Source organism: Streptomyces sp. NPDC003379 (assembly GCF_053589195.1).
Genome location: NZ_JBSFRK010000009.1, coordinates 34,976 through 50,710, shown reverse-complemented (window position 1 = coordinate 50,710; position 15,735 = coordinate 34,976). Strand labels below are relative to the sequence as shown.

9 protein-coding genes and 1 pseudogene are annotated in these 15,735 nt (G+C 72.2%); 4 read left to right on the top strand and 6 right to left on the bottom strand.

From position 1 onward, the window contains the following. Positions 1 to 99: 99 nt before the first annotated feature. Both ACWDVB_RS10730 and ACWDVB_RS10725 read right to left on the bottom strand, forming a co-directional pair. Complete coding sequence (locus ACWDVB_RS10730; RefSeq protein WP_451512666.1) at positions 100 to 3,669, bottom strand: ATP-dependent helicase; 3,570 nt, start codon at positions 3,667 to 3,669, stop codon at positions 100 to 102. A 402-nt stretch (positions 3,670 to 4,071) separates the two neighbouring features. Further along, a pseudogene (locus ACWDVB_RS10725) lies at positions 4,072 to 4,434 on the bottom strand (MGMT family protein); the annotation flags it as partial. 212 nt (positions 4,435 to 4,646) lie between these two features. Between ACWDVB_RS10725 and ACWDVB_RS10720 the strand changes: the two are divergent. The 3 genes from ACWDVB_RS10720 (at position 4,647) to ACWDVB_RS10710 (ending at position 10,807) form a co-directional block, all read left to right on the top strand. Continuing rightward, complete coding sequence (locus ACWDVB_RS10720; RefSeq protein ID WP_451512665.1) at positions 4,647 to 7,421, top strand: lysylphosphatidylglycerol synthase domain-containing protein; 2,775 nt, start codon at positions 4,647 to 4,649, stop codon at positions 7,419 to 7,421. 181 nt (positions 7,422 to 7,602) lie between these two features. Then, the gene (locus ACWDVB_RS10715; protein WP_451512664.1) at positions 7,603 to 9,153 is read left to right on the top strand and encodes an alpha/beta hydrolase; all 1,551 of its coding nucleotides are present in this window, start codon (positions 7,603 to 7,605) and stop codon (positions 9,151 to 9,153) included. A 118-nt stretch (positions 9,154 to 9,271) separates the two neighbouring features. Then, positions 9,272 to 10,807 carry an alpha/beta hydrolase gene (locus tag ACWDVB_RS10710; protein WP_451512663.1) on the top strand — a complete coding sequence of 512 codons (1,536 nt, stop codon included), beginning with the start codon at positions 9,272 to 9,274 and terminating at the stop codon, positions 10,805 to 10,807. 49 nt (positions 10,808 to 10,856) lie between these two features. On the opposite strand, the gene moeZ is transcribed toward ACWDVB_RS10710, so the two are convergent. The 4 genes from moeZ to ACWDVB_RS10690 all read right to left on the bottom strand — a co-directional run bounded on the left by moeZ (position 10,857) and on the right by ACWDVB_RS10690 (position 15,050). Further along, positions 10,857 to 12,035, bottom strand: a complete 1,179-nt coding sequence (moeZ, locus tag ACWDVB_RS10705) for an adenylyltransferase/sulfurtransferase MoeZ (protein WP_451512662.1) — start codon at positions 12,033 to 12,035, stop codon at positions 10,857 to 10,859. A gap of 63 nt (positions 12,036 to 12,098) precedes the next feature. Further along, the gene (locus ACWDVB_RS10700; RefSeq protein ID WP_451512661.1) at positions 12,099 to 12,848 is read right to left on the bottom strand and encodes a spherulation-specific family 4 protein; all 750 of its coding nucleotides are present in this window, start codon (positions 12,846 to 12,848) and stop codon (positions 12,099 to 12,101) included. After that, positions 12,836 to 13,789 (bottom strand): NAD-dependent epimerase/dehydratase family protein, encoded by a 954-nt coding sequence (locus ACWDVB_RS10695; protein WP_451512660.1) that lies wholly within the window; start codon positions 13,787 to 13,789, stop codon positions 12,836 to 12,838. Before ACWDVB_RS10695 ends, ACWDVB_RS10700 begins: the two co-directional genes overlap by 13 nt. Before the next feature lie 151 nt (positions 13,790 to 13,940). Continuing rightward, positions 13,941 to 15,050, bottom strand: a complete 1,110-nt coding sequence (locus tag ACWDVB_RS10690; RefSeq protein ID WP_451512659.1) for a hypothetical protein — start codon at positions 15,048 to 15,050, stop codon at positions 13,941 to 13,943. Positions 15,051 to 15,134: 84 nt separating this feature from the next. Between ACWDVB_RS10690 and ACWDVB_RS10685 the strand changes: the two genes are divergently transcribed. Continuing rightward, a complete protein-coding gene (locus ACWDVB_RS10685) occupies positions 15,135 to 15,689 on the top strand; it encodes a hypothetical protein (RefSeq protein WP_451512658.1) in 555 nt (184 codons plus the stop codon). Positions 15,690 to 15,735: the final 46 nt, after the last annotated feature.

Here is a 15,735-nt window from a genome sequence, read left to right as displayed (position 1 = left end):
GTGCACAGCATGTCTTTACGGAGACTTTAGATTGCTGGGGAGGGTGCTGTGCCTGCGGGTGGCTCGTCGTGACAATCGCCACTGGTGGGGCGGAACGAGTCATTCCACGACGTGGCGGCCCTCCGGGCGCGCGCTGCACGAGGCGCGGAAGGCGCAGTGCGTGCAGTGCTGGCCCGCGGTGGGCGTGAAGCGCTCGTCGAGCACCTTGCCCGCGGCCGTCGCGAGGAGGTCGCCGATCCACTCTCCGGAGAGGGGTTCCTGGGCCTGCACCTTGGGGAGGGTGTCGCCGCCGTTCTTCTTGGCGGCGCCCTGGCGCAGCTGCACCAGTTCCGCGCCGCCCGGTTCGGGACGCACCCCTCCGAAGGCCTCGTCGGCGGCGCCTTCGCGGACCGCCAGCTGGTAGACGGCGAGCTGCGGATGGCGGGCGACCTCGGCGGCGGTCGGGGCCTGCTTGCCGGTCTTGAAGTCCACTACGTAGGCACGGCCTTCCGCGTCCTGTTCGACGCGGTCCATCGAGCCTCGTACGCGTACTTCGTAGGGCCCCGCTTCGAGGGTCACGTCGAAGCCGTGCTCGCTGGCGACGGGTGTACGGCTCCCCCGGGCGCCGTTGGAGTCGACGTGCCACTGAAGGAAGCGTTCGAGCGCCACGCGCGCGTGCTCCTTCTCCTGTGCCGACTTCCACGGGGCGTCGAAAGCGAGCGCGTCCCACACCGAGTCGAGGCGCTCCATGAGGACGGCGAGGTCGGCGGGGGTGCGTCCGGAGGCCACCTCGTCGGCCAGGACATGCACTACGTTGCCGAAGCCCTGCGCGGCGGTCGCGGGCGCGTCCGCCTTCACCTCGCGGCCCAGGAACCACTGCAGGGAGCAGGTGTTGGCGAGCTGGTCCAGGGCGCTTCCGGAGAGCACGACGGGCTTGTCGCGGTCCCTCAGGGGGACTTCGCTCACCGTCGGCTCGTACATGCCCCACCAGCGGTAGGGGTGCGCGGACGGCACCAGGGGACGGCCGTCGCCGTCGCTGAGCGCGGCGAGGCGCGCCAGGCGCTGGGCCGCGGCCTCGCGCAGGGTGTCCGAGACGCGCGGGTCGACGGTGGTGGCGCGCAGCTCGGCGACGAGCGCCGCGACGGACAGGGGGCGGCGGGGGCGGCCCGTCACGTCCTTGGGCTCGACGCCCAGTTCGGTGAGGAAGCGGGAGGGCTGGTCGCCGTCGTCCGCGGGCGCCTTCACCGCGGTCACTATGAGGCGTTCACGCGCGCGCGTGGCCGCCACGTAGAAAAGGCGCCGCTCTTCGGAGAGGAGCGCTCCGGGGGTGAGCGGCTCGGCGAGACCGTCGCGGCCGATGCGGTCCGCTTCCAGGAGGGAGCCTCGGCGGCGCAGGTCGGGCCAGAGTCCTTCCTGGACGCCCGCGACCACGACGAGGCGCCACTCAAGGCCCTTGGAGCGGTGTGCGGTCATCAGGCGCACGGCGTCGGGGCGCGCCGTGCGGCGCGTGAGCGTGTCCGCGGCGATGTCCTGCGCCTCGGTCTCCTCCAGGAAGTTGAGCGCGCCACGGCCGCCGATGCGCTCCTCGGCGCGGGCCGCGGCGGCGAACAGCGCGCACACCGCGTCCAGGTCGCGGTCGGCGTTGCGTCCTGCCGCTCCCCCGCGACGCGCGGCGCGTTCAAGGCGTCCAGGCCACGGTGTGCCGTCCCACAGCTCCCACAGGGCCTCTTCGGCCGTGCCGCCGCCCGCGAGGCGCTCACGGGCCTTGCGGAGCAGCGCGCCGAGCCGCTGGGCTCCCCGGGCGTACGTGGGGTCGTGCGCGACGAGCCGCTCCGGCTCGGCGAGGGCACGGGCCAGCAGCTGGTCCGAGGGCGGCGGCAGGTGGTTGCCCGCCGCGCGCTCCTCCTCGCGCAGGGCGCGGCCGAGACGGCGCAGGTCGGCGGCGTCCATCCCGGCCAGGGGGGAGGTCAGGAGGGTCAGCGCGGTCTCGGTGTCGAGCCAGGAGGGGACGACGGTGTCGGCGGTCACGTCCGTGGCCGCTTCTGTGTCGGCGCCCGCTTGTGTGTCGGCGCCCGCTTCTGTATCTGCGTCGTCGGTATCGGTGGCGTCGGTATCGGTGGCGTCGGCGTCCGCGTCGGCTTCGGGCATCGCTTCGGCAGTGGACGGGCGCTCGGTCTCCGCGTCCGCCTCGGTCTCCGAACCGGACGTCTCGGAACCGGACGTCTCGGAATCCGACGTCTCGGAATCCGACGTCTCGAAACCCGCTTCCACATCCGGCGTCTCCGAGATCACCGCCATGGCCACCACTCGAAGCGCCGTCAACAGCGGCGTCACCGCGGGCTCATGGCGGAGGGCGATGTCGTCGCCGTCGATCTCCAGGGGGACGCCCGCCGCGCTGAGGCTGCGGCGGACCGCGGGGATCGTGCGGGCGCCGGCGCGCACCAGGACCGCCATGTCGCCCCAGGGGACGCCGTCCTCCAGGTGTGCGCGGCGCAGGATGTCCGCGATGTTGTCGAGTTCCGTACCGGCCGTCGGGTACGTGTACACCTCGACCCCGCCGCCGTCCCTGACCGGCGTCAGCTCCCGGTGGGCCCGCACCTTCTCCGCGGGCAGTCTGGTCAGCGGCATGCGGCGGGTGAGCAGCCGGGTGGCCGCGAGCAGCCGCGCGCCCGACCTGCGGGACGTCGTCAGGACCTCGACCGGCGCCGGGGTGCCGTCCGCGCGCGGGAAGTCGTACGGGAACTCCAGGATGCCGTTCACATCGGCGCCCCGGAAGGTGTAGATCGACTGGTCGGGGTCTCCGAAGGCGACGAGTGTCCGGCCGCCCCCGGAGAGCGCGTGCAGCAGCCGTACCTGTGCCGGGTCGGTGTCCTGGTACTCGTCCACGAAGACGGCGTCGTACTGCGCGCCCAGCGCCCGCGCCACCTCGGGGCGGCGCGCGAGCAGTACCGCACGGTGCACCAGTTCCGCGTAGTCGAGCACTCCTTGCAGGTCGAGTACGTCCAGGTACTCGGCGAGGAAGGCCGCCGCCGCCCCCCAGTCGGGCCGGCCGCTGCGGCGGGCGAAGGCGTCTAGGGCGGCCGGGCCCAGGCCCAGCTCGCGGCTGCGGGCGAGCACCGCGCGCACCTCGTCGGCGAAGCCGCGGGTGGTGAGGCAGGCCCGCAGTTCGTCCGGCCAGCGGACGTGCCCGCGGCCTTCCTTCGCTAGGTCGATCTGGCCCGCGAGCAGCTCACGTACCGCCACGTCCTGTTCGGGACCCGACAGGAGCCGCAGCGGTTCGACGAACAGGTCGGCGTCCTGATGGGCCCTGACGAGGGCGTAGCAGAACGAGTGGAACGTCGTGGCCTGCGGGGCGCGCGCCGCCCCTATGCGCAGCGCCATGCGGTCGCGCAGCTCGACCGCGGCCTTGCGGCTGAAGGTGAGGACCAGCAGCCGGGCGGGGTCCGCGCCCCGGGCCACGCGCGCGGCGACGGCCTCCACGAGCGTGGTGGTCTTACCGGTGCCCGGCCCCGCCAGGACGAGGAGCGGTCCACCCCGGTGGTCAACCACCGCGCGCTGACCTGCGTCCAAGCGAGGGGGCTCCAACGGAGCCGGCGGGGTGCGCACCAGCCGGTAGGCACCCGGGGTCCCCTGTCGTACCTGAGGGTGCGACGGGTGCCGGATGTGCCGGGCGGAAGAAGGGGAGCTCACGTGGGTCGCCGGTCCTGGTGGGTGTGCTGGTCGAAAAGTGGCCGCGGTATGACGGGGGCGCGTGCTGTCGACGCTACGCCAGTGAGCACGGGGGACGCGGGGCTTCCCCCGGACGGGCCACCGGGTCTCCGCCGGGCCGCCCGATGGCGGAAGCTGTCAGATGTGAGCCTCCGGAGCCTGCGGGCGAGCGTCACCAGCGGCGTCGCCTCCCGCGCCGCCGCGGTCCCCCGAGCCTCCCTCGGCCCCTGCGTCCACCGATCTGCCCCCGGCGCTCCCGGTACTCCGCGTGACGCTCACGGCACGAGCCGACACCACGCCCGCCGAGTCCACCGCGCCCGGCATGTCACGCACCTCACACGCATCGCGCAGGTCGCGCAGGACGCGCCCGTCACGTATGTCACACCCGTCCCACCGCGCCCGCCGCATGTCGAGCTTCGGCACATGCCCCTGGGCGGCGCGCGAAGGCTGCCGCAAAGGGGTGTCCTCTTCGCGGTAGCGCTCCAGGGCACGCAGTTCGTGGCCCGGCAGCAGGACCCCGTCGGAGCGCACGACGCGCCACCACGGAACGCCTCCTCCGTAGAGGGCCATCACCCGCCCCACCTGGCGCGGGCCGCCTTCCTCCAGCCACTCGGCGACGTCTCCGTACGTCATCACACGCCCCGGAGGGATCAGTTCCGCGACGTCGAGGACCCGCTCCGCGTACTCCGGAAGCGCCTGCTCCGCATCGTCGGGCGGCACCTGTCGCACTCCGCTCTCCTCGCTCATCCGGACCATCCTGCCGTACCCCACCGACACCGTGACGGGCCCGCCGCGGAGCGTCCCGTGGGGCTGCCGACAGGGCGCAAAGTGTCGTTTCGTGACCACTTCGCGTCCTTGCGTTGCCCCCTGATGCCTCCCTGTAGCGACCCGGCATGCCACCATCGTGCGGGCGGTGACTGGTGATACGAGATCAAGAAGAGACGACGGAGCAGCAGGGCGTGCATCCCGATGAGAAGGCGGGCACCTCTGCGTCCGAGTCACACCCGGACACCGGTGAGCCCGCCCTGAAGACCGACAAGAGCGTCAAGAGCGTCAAGAGCGACAACGACAAGCCCGGCGACGACAGCTTCGACCCCGACGACTGTGGCGACAGCGGCGCGCACGCCGACCGTGTGGAGCGCGACGAACCGCTGCTCTCCGCGCGCGTGCACCGCCCCTCCGACCTCATGCGGCTGCTCGTCGGCATCCTCGCGATCGTCGTGCTCCTCGCGATCGCCGCGTTCGCGCACGGCACGACGTCCGGGCTCGAACAGGACATCGACAAGGGCACGGACCAGGCGCCCGACCTGCTGATCAAGGTGGCGGGTCTCGTCGCCAGCATCGGCGTGCTGCTCGTCCCCGTCGCGTTCGCGATCGAACGGCTGATCAAACGGGACGGCCTGCGCATCGCCGACGGCGTCCTGGCGGCCGTCCTCGCGCACGGCGTGACGCTGGCCACCGACCTCTGGGTCGCCAAGGCCGCCCCGGGCTCCATCCAGGACGCGCTCACCAAGCCGTCCCCCGCGGACCTCCACGCGTTCACCGACCCGGTGCACGGCTACCTCGCGCCCGTCATCGCGTACATGACCGCTGTCGGCATGTCCCGCAGACCGCGCTGGCGCCTGGTGCTCTTCGTGGTACTGCTGCTCGACGCGTTCACGATGCTGGTCACCGGCTACACGACGCCGTTCTCGATCCTCCTGACGGTGCTCATCGGCTGGACCGTGGCGTACGGCACGCTCTACGCGGTCGGCTCGCCCAACGTACGACCCACTGGCCAGACGCTGCTGGCAGGCCTGCGGCACGTCGGTTTCCGCCCCGTGAGCGCCTCCCGCGAGGAGTCCCCGGACAGCGAGCACGGCGACCGCGGCCGCCGCTACTTCGTCACCATGGAGGACGGCGCACCCCTGGACGTCACGGTCATCGACCGTGAACAACAGGCGCAGGGCTTCTTCTACCGCGTCTGGCGCAGGCTGACGCTGCGCGGCATCACCCAGCGGCGCAGTCTGCAGTCGTTGCGCCAGGCCCTGGAACAGGAGGCCCTCCTCGCCTACGCGGCGATCGCCGCCGGGGCCAACGCGCCGAAACTCATCGCCACCTCGGAGCTGGGCCCCGACGCGGTGATGCTCGTCTACGAGCACACGGGCGGCCGCTCCCTGGACTCCCTGCCGGACGACTCCATCACCGACGAACTGCTGTGCGAGGCCTGGCGGCAGGTGCGGGCGCTGCAGTCCCGGCGCATCGCGCACCGCAGACTCGCGGGCGACGCGGTACTGGTGGATCGTTCCGGCACCGTCATCCTCACCGACCTGCGCGGCGGCGAGATCGCCGCGGGCGACCTGGTCCTGCGGATGGACATCGCCCAGCTCCTGACCGCCCTCGGGCTGCGGGTGGGCGCCGAGCGCGCGGTCGCCGCCGCCGTCGAGATCCTCGGCCCGGACGCGGTGGCCGACTGTCTGCCGCTGCTCCAGCCGATCGCCCTCACCCGCTCCACCCGTGCCACCCTGCGCAAGCTGGCGCGCGAGCGGTCGCAGCGCGAGCGTGAGGCGGTCCTGGAGGCCTCCCGCAGGTCCAGACAGGCCGTGCGCGCGGAGGTGTCCGAGGAGGTCGCCGAAGGCGTACGTACGGACAAGCAGGCCCAGAAGCAGGTGAAGCAGGCCGCCAAGCAGGAGCGGCAGGCCGAGAAGCAGGCCATAGACGAGGCTCTGGAGCAGGCGCGCGAGGAGGATCTGCTCACCCAGATCCGCCACCAGGTGCTGCTCATCCGTCCGACGGCGCCCGTCGAGCCGGCGCAGCTCGAACGGATCAGGCCCCGCACGCTGATCAGTTTCATCGCCGGTGCCATCGGCGCGTACTTCCTGCTGTCGCAGCTCACCCACGTCGAGTTCGGCACGCTCTTCCAGGAGGCCGAGTGGGGCTGGGTGGCCGCCGCCGTCGGGTTCTCCGCGCTGAGCTACTTCGCCGCGGCGATGAGCCTGCTGGGCTTCGTACCGGAGCGGGTGCCGTTCCTGCGAGCGGTGGCGGCGCAGGTCGCCGGGTCGTTCGTGAAGATCGTGGCGCCCGCCGCGGTCGGCGGTGTCGCGCTGAACACGCGCTTCCTGCAGCGCTCCGGGGTGCGCTCCGGGCTCGCGGTGGCGAGCGTCGGGGCCTCGCAGCTGTTCGGTCTTGGCTCGCACATCCTGCTGCTGCTCGTCTTCGGCTATCTGACGGGGACGGAGAAGACACCGTCGTTCACGCCGTCCCGCACGGTCATCGCCGGCCTTCTCTCGGTCGCGGTGCTCGTGCTCGTGGTGACGGCCATCCCGTTCCTGCGGAAATTCGTCGTCACGCGCGTGCGGTCGCTTTTCGCGGGTGTCGTACCGCGCATGCTGGACGTGCTGCAGCGCCCGCAGAAGCTGCTCACCGGCATCGGCGGGATGCTGCTGCTGACCCTGATGTTCGTACTCTGTCTCGACGCTTCGGTGCGGGCCTTCGGCAACGAACAGATGACCTCGCTGAGCCTCGCGAGCGTCGCGGTGGTCTTCCTCGCGGGCAACGCGCTGGGGTCGGCGGCGCCGACGCCCGGCGGTGTGGGCGCCGTGGAGGCGACGTTGACCTTCGGTCTGATCGCGGTCGGCGTCCCCAAGGACGTGGCGGCTCCCGCGGTGCTGCTCTACCGGCTTCTGACGCTGTGGCTTCCGGTGCTTCCGGGGTGGCTGTTCTTCAACCACCTCACAAGGAAGGGGCTGCTTTAACGCTCCGCCGGGAGGGGCAGTGCGTCATCTGGAGGGCGGTGTGTCGTCCGCGGGAGCGTCCTGGCCGGCGCGCAGTTCCCCGCGCCCCTTCGGAGCGCCGTCGAGCCGGAGCAGACGGCCCCTCTCACCCGCACGGCCCGCGCCCCGAGCGTCCCGTCAGGACCCCCCGCAGGATGGGCACATGCCCTCACAGCCCCCGCCACGCCCCGGCGTCCTGGCCGCCGCCACCCTGCTTCTGTCCGCCACCCTCGCGGCGTGCGGCGGCGGTGACTCCAAGGACGAGGAGGACCTGTCGGCTCAGAAGCTGAGCTGGAAGGACTGCCCCGCGCCCGCCGCCTCCGAAGGCGGGGGTGACGCGCCCTCCCCGCTGCCCGGCGGCGCCGCATGGCAGTGCGCCACCATGAAGGCGCCCCTCGACTGGTCGAAGCCGGAGGGCGACACGATCGGCATCGCGTTGATCAAGGCGGCCGCGAGCGGCGGCAAGGGCGACCGCATCGGCTCCCTCGTCTTCAACTTCGGCGGCCCCGGCGGCTCCGGCGTCACCACGCTGCCCGCCTTCGGTTCGGAGTACGCCAAGCTGCGCACGCGCTACGACCTGGTGAGCTTCGACCCGCGCGGCGTCGGCCGCAGCGCGGGGATCGAGTGCGAGGACGACGAACAGCTCGACGCCTACTTCCAGCAGGACTCCACGCCCGACGACGACACCGAGCGCAAGAAGCTGGTCGACAGCGTCAAGGCCTTCAACGGCGCCTGCGAGAAGAACTCCGGCAAGACGCTCCCCCACGTCCGCACCACCGACGCGGCCCGCGACATGGATCTGATGCGCCAGGTGCTCGGCGACGACAAGCTGCACTACTTCGGCATCTCGTACGGCACCGAACTCGGCGGCGTGTACGCACACCTGTTCCCGAAGAAGGTGGGGCGGGCCGTCTTCGACGCGGTCGTCGACCCCACCCAGAACGCCGAGGAGGGCTCCCTCGGCCAGGCCGAGGGCTTCCAGCTCGCTCTCGACAACTTCGCGAAGGACTGCACCTCCAAGATCACGGACTGCCCGATCGGCGACACGGAGCAGGACGTCAAGGACAGGATCGCGAAGCTGCTCCAGGACCTGGACCGCAAGCCGATCCGCGGCCTCCCGCCCCGCGAGCTGACCCAGACCGCCGCCACCAACGGCATCGCGCAGTCCCTGTACTCCAAGGACTTCTGGCCCTATCTCACCCAGGGCCTCGAAGAGGCGTACGACGGTGACGGCAGGATCCTGATGGCGCTCTCGGACTCGATGAACGGGCGCAACGAGGACGGCGAGTACAGCAACATCCAGGCCGCCAACGTCTCCATCAACTGCGCGGACGACAAGGCGCGTTACTCCACGCAGTACGTCGAAGAGAAGCTGCCCGACTTCCGGAAGGCGTCACCGCTGTTCGGCGACTACCTGGCGTGGGGCATGGTCGGCTGCACCGACTGGCCGGTCGAGGGCCAGGCCGACCACCCGGACGTCGGCGCCGACGGCGCGCCGCCCATCGTCGTCATCGGCAACACCGGCGACCCGGCCACTCCTTACGAGGGCGCGCGCAAGATGGCGCGGGCGCTCGGGGAGGGCGTCGGTGTCGAGCTGACGTACAAGGGCCAGGGGCACGGGGCGTACGACAGCAAGAACACGTGCGTGCGCGACGCGGTGGACGGCTATCTGCTCGACGGCACGGTCCCGAAGGCGGGGACCGTCTGCTCCTGACGAGTCTGCTCCTGCCGGAGGCTGCTCCTGACGGCCGAGCCCGGCAAACCCACCCAAGTCGCTGTCAGTGGCCCCGCCTACTATGGCTTGACTGTCTTCCAAGGGGGGAAGCGCCTTCATGCAGCGTTTCGTACGGTCAGCGGCACTGGCCGCCGCAGGGGTTCTGGTGGCGGGGCTCGCCGTCGGTTGCGGTGGTTCTTCCGACGACGACAAGAGCGGCGACAGAAGCGGGAAGAGCGACGGGAAGGGCGCCGGCCAGGGCCTCGCCGCGCAGAAGCTGGACTGGGGTGGCTGCAAGGCTCCCGAGGGCGGCACCGCGCCGGGCTCCGGCTGGCAGTGCGCCACGCTCAAGGTGCCCTTGGACTACGCGGAGCCGGACGGCGAGACCATCGGCATCGCCCTGATCCGCGCCAAGTCCACCGGCAAGGGCGACCGCATCGGCTCCCTCGTCTTCAACTTCGGCGGGCCCGGCGGCTCGGGCGTCTCCGGCCTGCCGTCCTTCGCCGACATGTACGACACGCTGCGCGAGCGGTACGACCTGGTGAGCTTCGACCCGCGCGGGGTCGGGGCCAGCGAGGGCCTGCGCTGCCGCGACGACAGGACCACGCAGGCCGCCGAGGAGAAGGTCGACCTCACGCCGGACACCCCGGCCGAGGAGAAGGCGTACTTCAAGGACGCGGCGGACTTCGGCGCGGGCTGCGCACGCGGCGCGAAGAAGCTCATCGGGCATGTGTCGACCGCCGAAGCCGCCCGCGACATGGACCTCATGCGCCAGGTCCTCGGCGACGACAAGCTGCACTACATGGGCGTCTCGTACGGCACCGAGCTCGGTGGTACGTACGCGCACCTGTTCCCCCAGCGCGTCGGCCGCCTCGCCATGGACGCGGTCGTCGACCCCGGCGCGGACTCGGTCGGCCACGCGGAGAACCAGGCGCGAGGCTTCCAGCGCGCCCTGGACAACTACTTCAAGTCCCGCGGCGAGGACCCCGAGGCGGGGTCCAAGAAGGTGGCGGAGCTCCTTGAGCGCGTGGACCGCGAGCCGATGCGCACCTCCGGCGACCGCAAGCTGACCGAGTCCCTGGCGAGCACGGGCGTCCTGGTCACGCTGTACAGCAAGCAGAGCTGGCCCGCGCTCACCCGCGGCCTGGAGGACGCCGAGAAGGGCGACGGCACGGCGCTGCTCCAGCTCGCCGACGCCTACAACGAGCGCGATCCCTCCGGGCGCTACAGCACCCAGAGCCACTCGCAGCGGGCGATCTCCTGCCTGGACAGCAAGGAGCGCTCCACTCCGGAGGAGGCCAAGAAGCGCCTGGACCGGTTCCGGGAGATCTCGCCGGTCTTCGGAGGGTTCCTCGGCTGGGACACGGCGGGCTGGTGCTACGACTGGCCCGTGGCCGGCCAGCACGACTCCCCCGAGGTGAGCGCGCCGGGCGCCGCCCCGATCCTGGTCATCGGCAACACCGGCGACCCGGCCACTCCCTACGAGGGCGCCCGCAAGATGGCGGACGAGCTCGGCAAGGGCGTCGGCGTCCACATGACCTGGAAGGGCGAGGGCCACGGCGCGTACGGCAACGGCAGCGACTGCGTCGACGACGCGGTCGACGGCTATCTGCTGGACGGCACCGTCCCGAAGGACGGCACGGTCTGCTCATGAGAAAAGCCCCGCTCACCGAAGGTGAGCGGGGCTTTCCCAGCAGGTTGGGTCAGTACACCGGCTTGTCGGGCTCGATCTGGTGGACCCAGCCGATCACGCCGCCGCCCACGTGCACCGCGTCCGAGAAGCCCGCCGACTTCAGGACGGCGAGGACTTCCGCACTGCGGACACCCGTCTTGCAGTGCAAGACAATCTTCTTGTCCTGCGGGAGGCTCTCCAGGGCGGTGCCCATGAGGAACTCGTTCTTGGGGATCAGCTTGGCGCCGGGGATCGAGACGATCTCGTACTCGTTGATCTCCCGGACATCGATGATCTCGATGTTCTCGCCCTCGTCGATCCACTCCTTGAGCTGCTTGGGAGTGATCGTCGCACCGGCCGCCGCCTCCTGGGCCTCCTCGGACACGACGCCGCAGAAGGCCTCGTAGTCGATGAGTTCGGTGACGGTGGGGTTCTCGCCGCAGACCGCGCAGTCGGGGTCCTTGCGGACCTTGACCTGGCGGTACTGCATCTCCAGGGCGTCGTAGATCATCAGGCGGCCGACCAGCGGCTCACCGATGCCCGCGAGGAGCTTGATGGCCTCGTTGACCTGGATGGAGCCGATCGACGCGCACAGCACGCCGAGCACGCCGCCCTCGGCGCAGGAGGGCACCATGCCGGGCGGCGGGGGCTCCGGGTAGAGGCAGCGGTAGCACGGGCCGTGCTCGCTCCAGAAGACCGACGCCTGGCCGTCGAAACGGTAGATCGAACCCCAGACGTAGGGCTTGTTGAGGAGCACGCACGCGTCGTTGACCAGGTAGCGCGTCGCGAAGTTGTCCGTGCCGTCGACGATCAGGTCGTACTGGCTGAAGATGTCCATCACGTTGTCGGCCTCGAGCCGCTCCTCGTGCAGGACCACGTTCACGTACGGGTTGATGCCGACGACCGAGTCCTTCGCGGACTCCGCCTTCGAGCGGCCGATGTCCGCCTGGCTGTGGATGATCTGCCGCTGGAGATTGGACTCGTCGACCTCGTCGAACTCGACGATGCCGAGGGTGCCGACACCGGCCGCGGCGAGGTACATCAGCGCCGGGGACCCGAGGCCACCGGCGCCGACACACAGCACCTTGGCGTTCTTCAGCCGCTTCTGCCCGTCCATCCCGACATCCGGGATGATCAGGTGGCGGGAGTACCGGCGGACCTCGTCGACGGTGAGCTCAGATGCGGGCTCGACCAGGGGTGGCAGCGACACGGGGACTCCGTTGGTCGGTTCCTACGTACGGTTGTTCTCTCCGTAACACTGCCACGCCCTTCTTCATTCCGAGACACCCGTTCCGATACGCGAGACGATTTCGTCCCAGTACGCGGGCATGGTCTCCCAGGGGTCGCCCGGACCACCCCCGTCCACGCGGTCGGTGAAGTAGATCGTCGAGGCGCCCTGCCAGCGGGCGATGCGCAGCGCCTCCTCCAGGTGTCCGCGCGGCACGCCGTGCACGAAGTGGCAGAAGCGCTCGGGCGGGTGGTCGGCGGTCCACTCGGCCACCTGCGACCAGCGGTAGTCGCTCCAGGGCCCGGCGAAGGTCACCAACTGGTCGCCCGTTTCGGCGTATCCGGGATACGGATGCGTTCCGTGGCCGAGCACGATGTGGGCGTCGCCGACGAGCGCGCGCAGCGTGGTGACGGTTCTGCGCACCTCCGGGAGCGCGGCCCGCTCCGTGGGGCAGCGGTCCAGCGAGAAGCCGTCGACCTGGTACCAGTCGAGGTAACGGTGCGCGTCGGAGACGAGTTCCCCGAAGGGGCGGACGCCGTACTTCGCGTCGAGGTGGCCGAGCACGCGGACGCCCGCGTTCCGGAGGCGTCCCGCCGCTTGCAGGCAGTGCGGGTCGGGCCGCTCTCCCGCACCGTTCGCGACATTCAGGACAACCCACTTCAAAGGGGTGCCGGGCCTGGTGAGTTCGGCCCACTCGTCGGGGGCGACGAGGGGGTGCGCGAGGCCCGGGATGCCGAACCCGATGCGTACGTCGGTGCTCGCGACCCCCCTCGTGGTCCTGGTCAGATGCGGCATGCGGCCTCCATCCAGATGTCGGCGAGTGACTCTTCGAGGTTGATGCGGGGCCGCCAGCCGAGCCGGTCGCGCGCGGTGCGCACGTCGGCCTGCTGCCAGCTGCCGCAGCCGTCCGGGTAGGGGTACGCGGCCGGGGCCCCGTGCTCCGATTCGGCGCGGGGATGGCCGATGACCGCCCGCACGGGCACCTGGTCGAGTTCGTGCAGGGCGCCGCCGTACCCGGCGACGCGGGCCAGCACGGCGGCCGCGTCGCGCAGCCGTACGGCACGGCCCGCGCCGATGTTCACGACGCCCTGGGCGGCGGAGAGCGAGGCGGCGTGCACGGCCCGCGCCACGTCGCGTACGTCGACGAAGTCCCGTTGCACGCCGAGGCCGCCGAGCTTCAGCTCGCCGTCCCCCGCCTGCATCGCGCGCCGCATGGCCTCCGCGAGCCGACCGAGCGGTGACCCGGCGGGTGTGCCGGGCCCGGCGGGCGAGAAGACCCGCAGGACGACGGCGTCGAGGCCGGAGCCGAGCACGAGTTCGGTCGCCGCCAGCTTGCTGACGCCGTAGGGCCCGCCGGGCCTCGGCACTGCGTCCTCGGCGGTCGAGGAGCCCGGCTGGCTCGGCCCGTACTCGGCGCCGCAGCCCAGCTGCACGAGCCGTGCCCCGCAGCCGCTGCGGCGCAGGGCCTCGCAGATGGTGGCGACGGCGACGGTGTTGTGCCGGGTCAGCTCGCGGGCGCCGCCTCGGGTGGCGCCCGCGCAGTTGACGACGACGCCCGGGTGCACGGCGTCCAGGAAGCGGGTGAGCGCTCCGGGGCTGCCGCTGGCGAGGTCGAACCGTACGTCCGAGTCGTCGCCGCGGCCGAGCGCGGTGAGTTGCACCGCGGGGTCGGCGAGCAGTCGGTCGGCGACGAACCGGCCGAGGTATCCGTTGGCTCCGATCAGCAGCACCCTCATCGGGCGCCTCCCGGGGTGGCCGCGCGGAGGCGGAGGCGACTACCGGTGGTCATCTGTCTTTCTCCTTCAGGGTGGTGCCATGGGTCACGGGGATGAGGCCCGCGGTGTCGGCCCCGCGGGAGAGTGGTCTCGTGGGCCTGCGGCCGGCGGCTCACGTCGCGTCGCCGGGACCGGCGTGGGCCGAGGCCAGGGTCAAGGTCCTGGCCGCGTGGACCAGGAGGGCGAGGGCGGCGGCTCCGCAGGCGGTGGCCGGGATGATGCCGGGGCCCCAGGTGTCGACGGCCGCGGTGACGGGCGCCGCCGCCGCGCCGCACCCCGGCAGACGCCCCGCGAAGACCGTGACCAGCGCCGCCACTTCGCATGCTCCGGCGGTGCCGAGCAGCAGGGCGGGGGCGCGCCTGAAGCCGTACACGCCGAGCAGCCGGGCGAGCAGCAGCAGGGCGCCGAGCGCGCCGGTCCCGGCGAGCGCCGAGGTGTCGGCGGGGGCGCCGGGGGGAGCGCCGCGGGGGGTGCCGATCGCCGCGGCCAGCGCGTCCGCTACCGCGTCCGCCGTCGCGAGCGACGCTCCGAGCGCGGCGAGGAACAGGGTGACGACGCCGAGCAGCAAGGGCCTTACGGAGGCGGTGAAGTCGTCGAGTCCGCGGCTGGTCCGGAGCCGCGTCCTGGCCCGTACGGCGAAGAGCCGGGCGCACCAGGCCGCGGGCGCGACGGCGAGGGCGAGGCCGAGGACGGCGGCGGTGGCGGGCTCCCAGAGGTCGCCCGGCTCGTCGGGGCCGCCCGCGACGGCGCCCCTCAGCAGGCCGTCGCCCAGCAGTGCGTACGCGAGGAGCCAGCACGCCCACGCGCGCGTGGCGGACGTCGGGCGGGCGCCTGCGCGCAGCGGCCCGTTCCGCAGGGTGATCCGCAGCGCCAGGGCCACGGCGAGCACGCCGCCGAGCACCACCGCGAGCCGCGTGCCCCCGGCGGTCAGGCCGAGCCCGGCCACGGCCGCCGCGCACACCGCGCCGGGCAGCAGCGCGAACAGGGACCAACCGGGCGGTACTTCTGGCTCACCGCGTACGTCGGTTCCGGCGCCGGAGGTGCCACGCCTGCCGTCGTCTTCACCGCGCGGCACGCGCGCGTACATCTCCTCGGCCAGGGCGAACACGTCCCGGTGCCGGTAGCGCGCGGCGGCCCGGTCGGTCACGCCGTGCGCCTCCAGCCCCGCCGCGATCTCCAACGGGTCAACGGCCCGCTCACACAGCCGACGGTGCCGATGCATAAGAACTTTCACGGGATCGCCACTCCCACGCCGCGCAGCCTTCCCCGCCACCGACCCCGCCCACGCACGCCCGAGGCCACCCTCGTGACTTTCGCGCCCGGCGACGCCGAACTCCCGACCTTCACGCCCGGCGGCGCCGGACTCGTGGCTTTCGCGCCCGGCGGCGTGGGGCTCACGGCTTTCGTGCCCGCCGACGCCGACGTCACCGCCGACGTCACCGCCCTCATCGCCGTCTCCGCTCCGAACGGCGCCGACCTCACTGTCCTCGCACCCCGCAGCGCTGGCCCCGCTGCCACCATCCCCGTCTCCAGCGGCGCCGACGGCGCCACCCGCGCCGGCCCCCTCGCTCCCTCCCCCACATCCAGCGACGCCCGCCGCCCCCGCCCCGGCATGGCTGCCGCCCCCGCGTCCGCGGCCGCCCGCGTCCCATCCGCTGTCGCCCTCGTCGCCATCGCCCGCGTCACCACGGAGAGCGCCCTCACCGAAGCCAGGAATGGACCGTCCCCACACGGGAGGGCCCGGCAGCCCCGGGTCCGTCAGCAGTTCCTCCGACCGCGAGTCCCATCCGCTCACCCCCTCGGGCGCCCGGGGTACATCCCCCGCAGCCCGCGGGATGTCCACAGCGCCCGCGCTCCCTAAGGCCTGCGGCGTATCCACGGCATCGGCCCTCTCCGTAGCCCGTGCC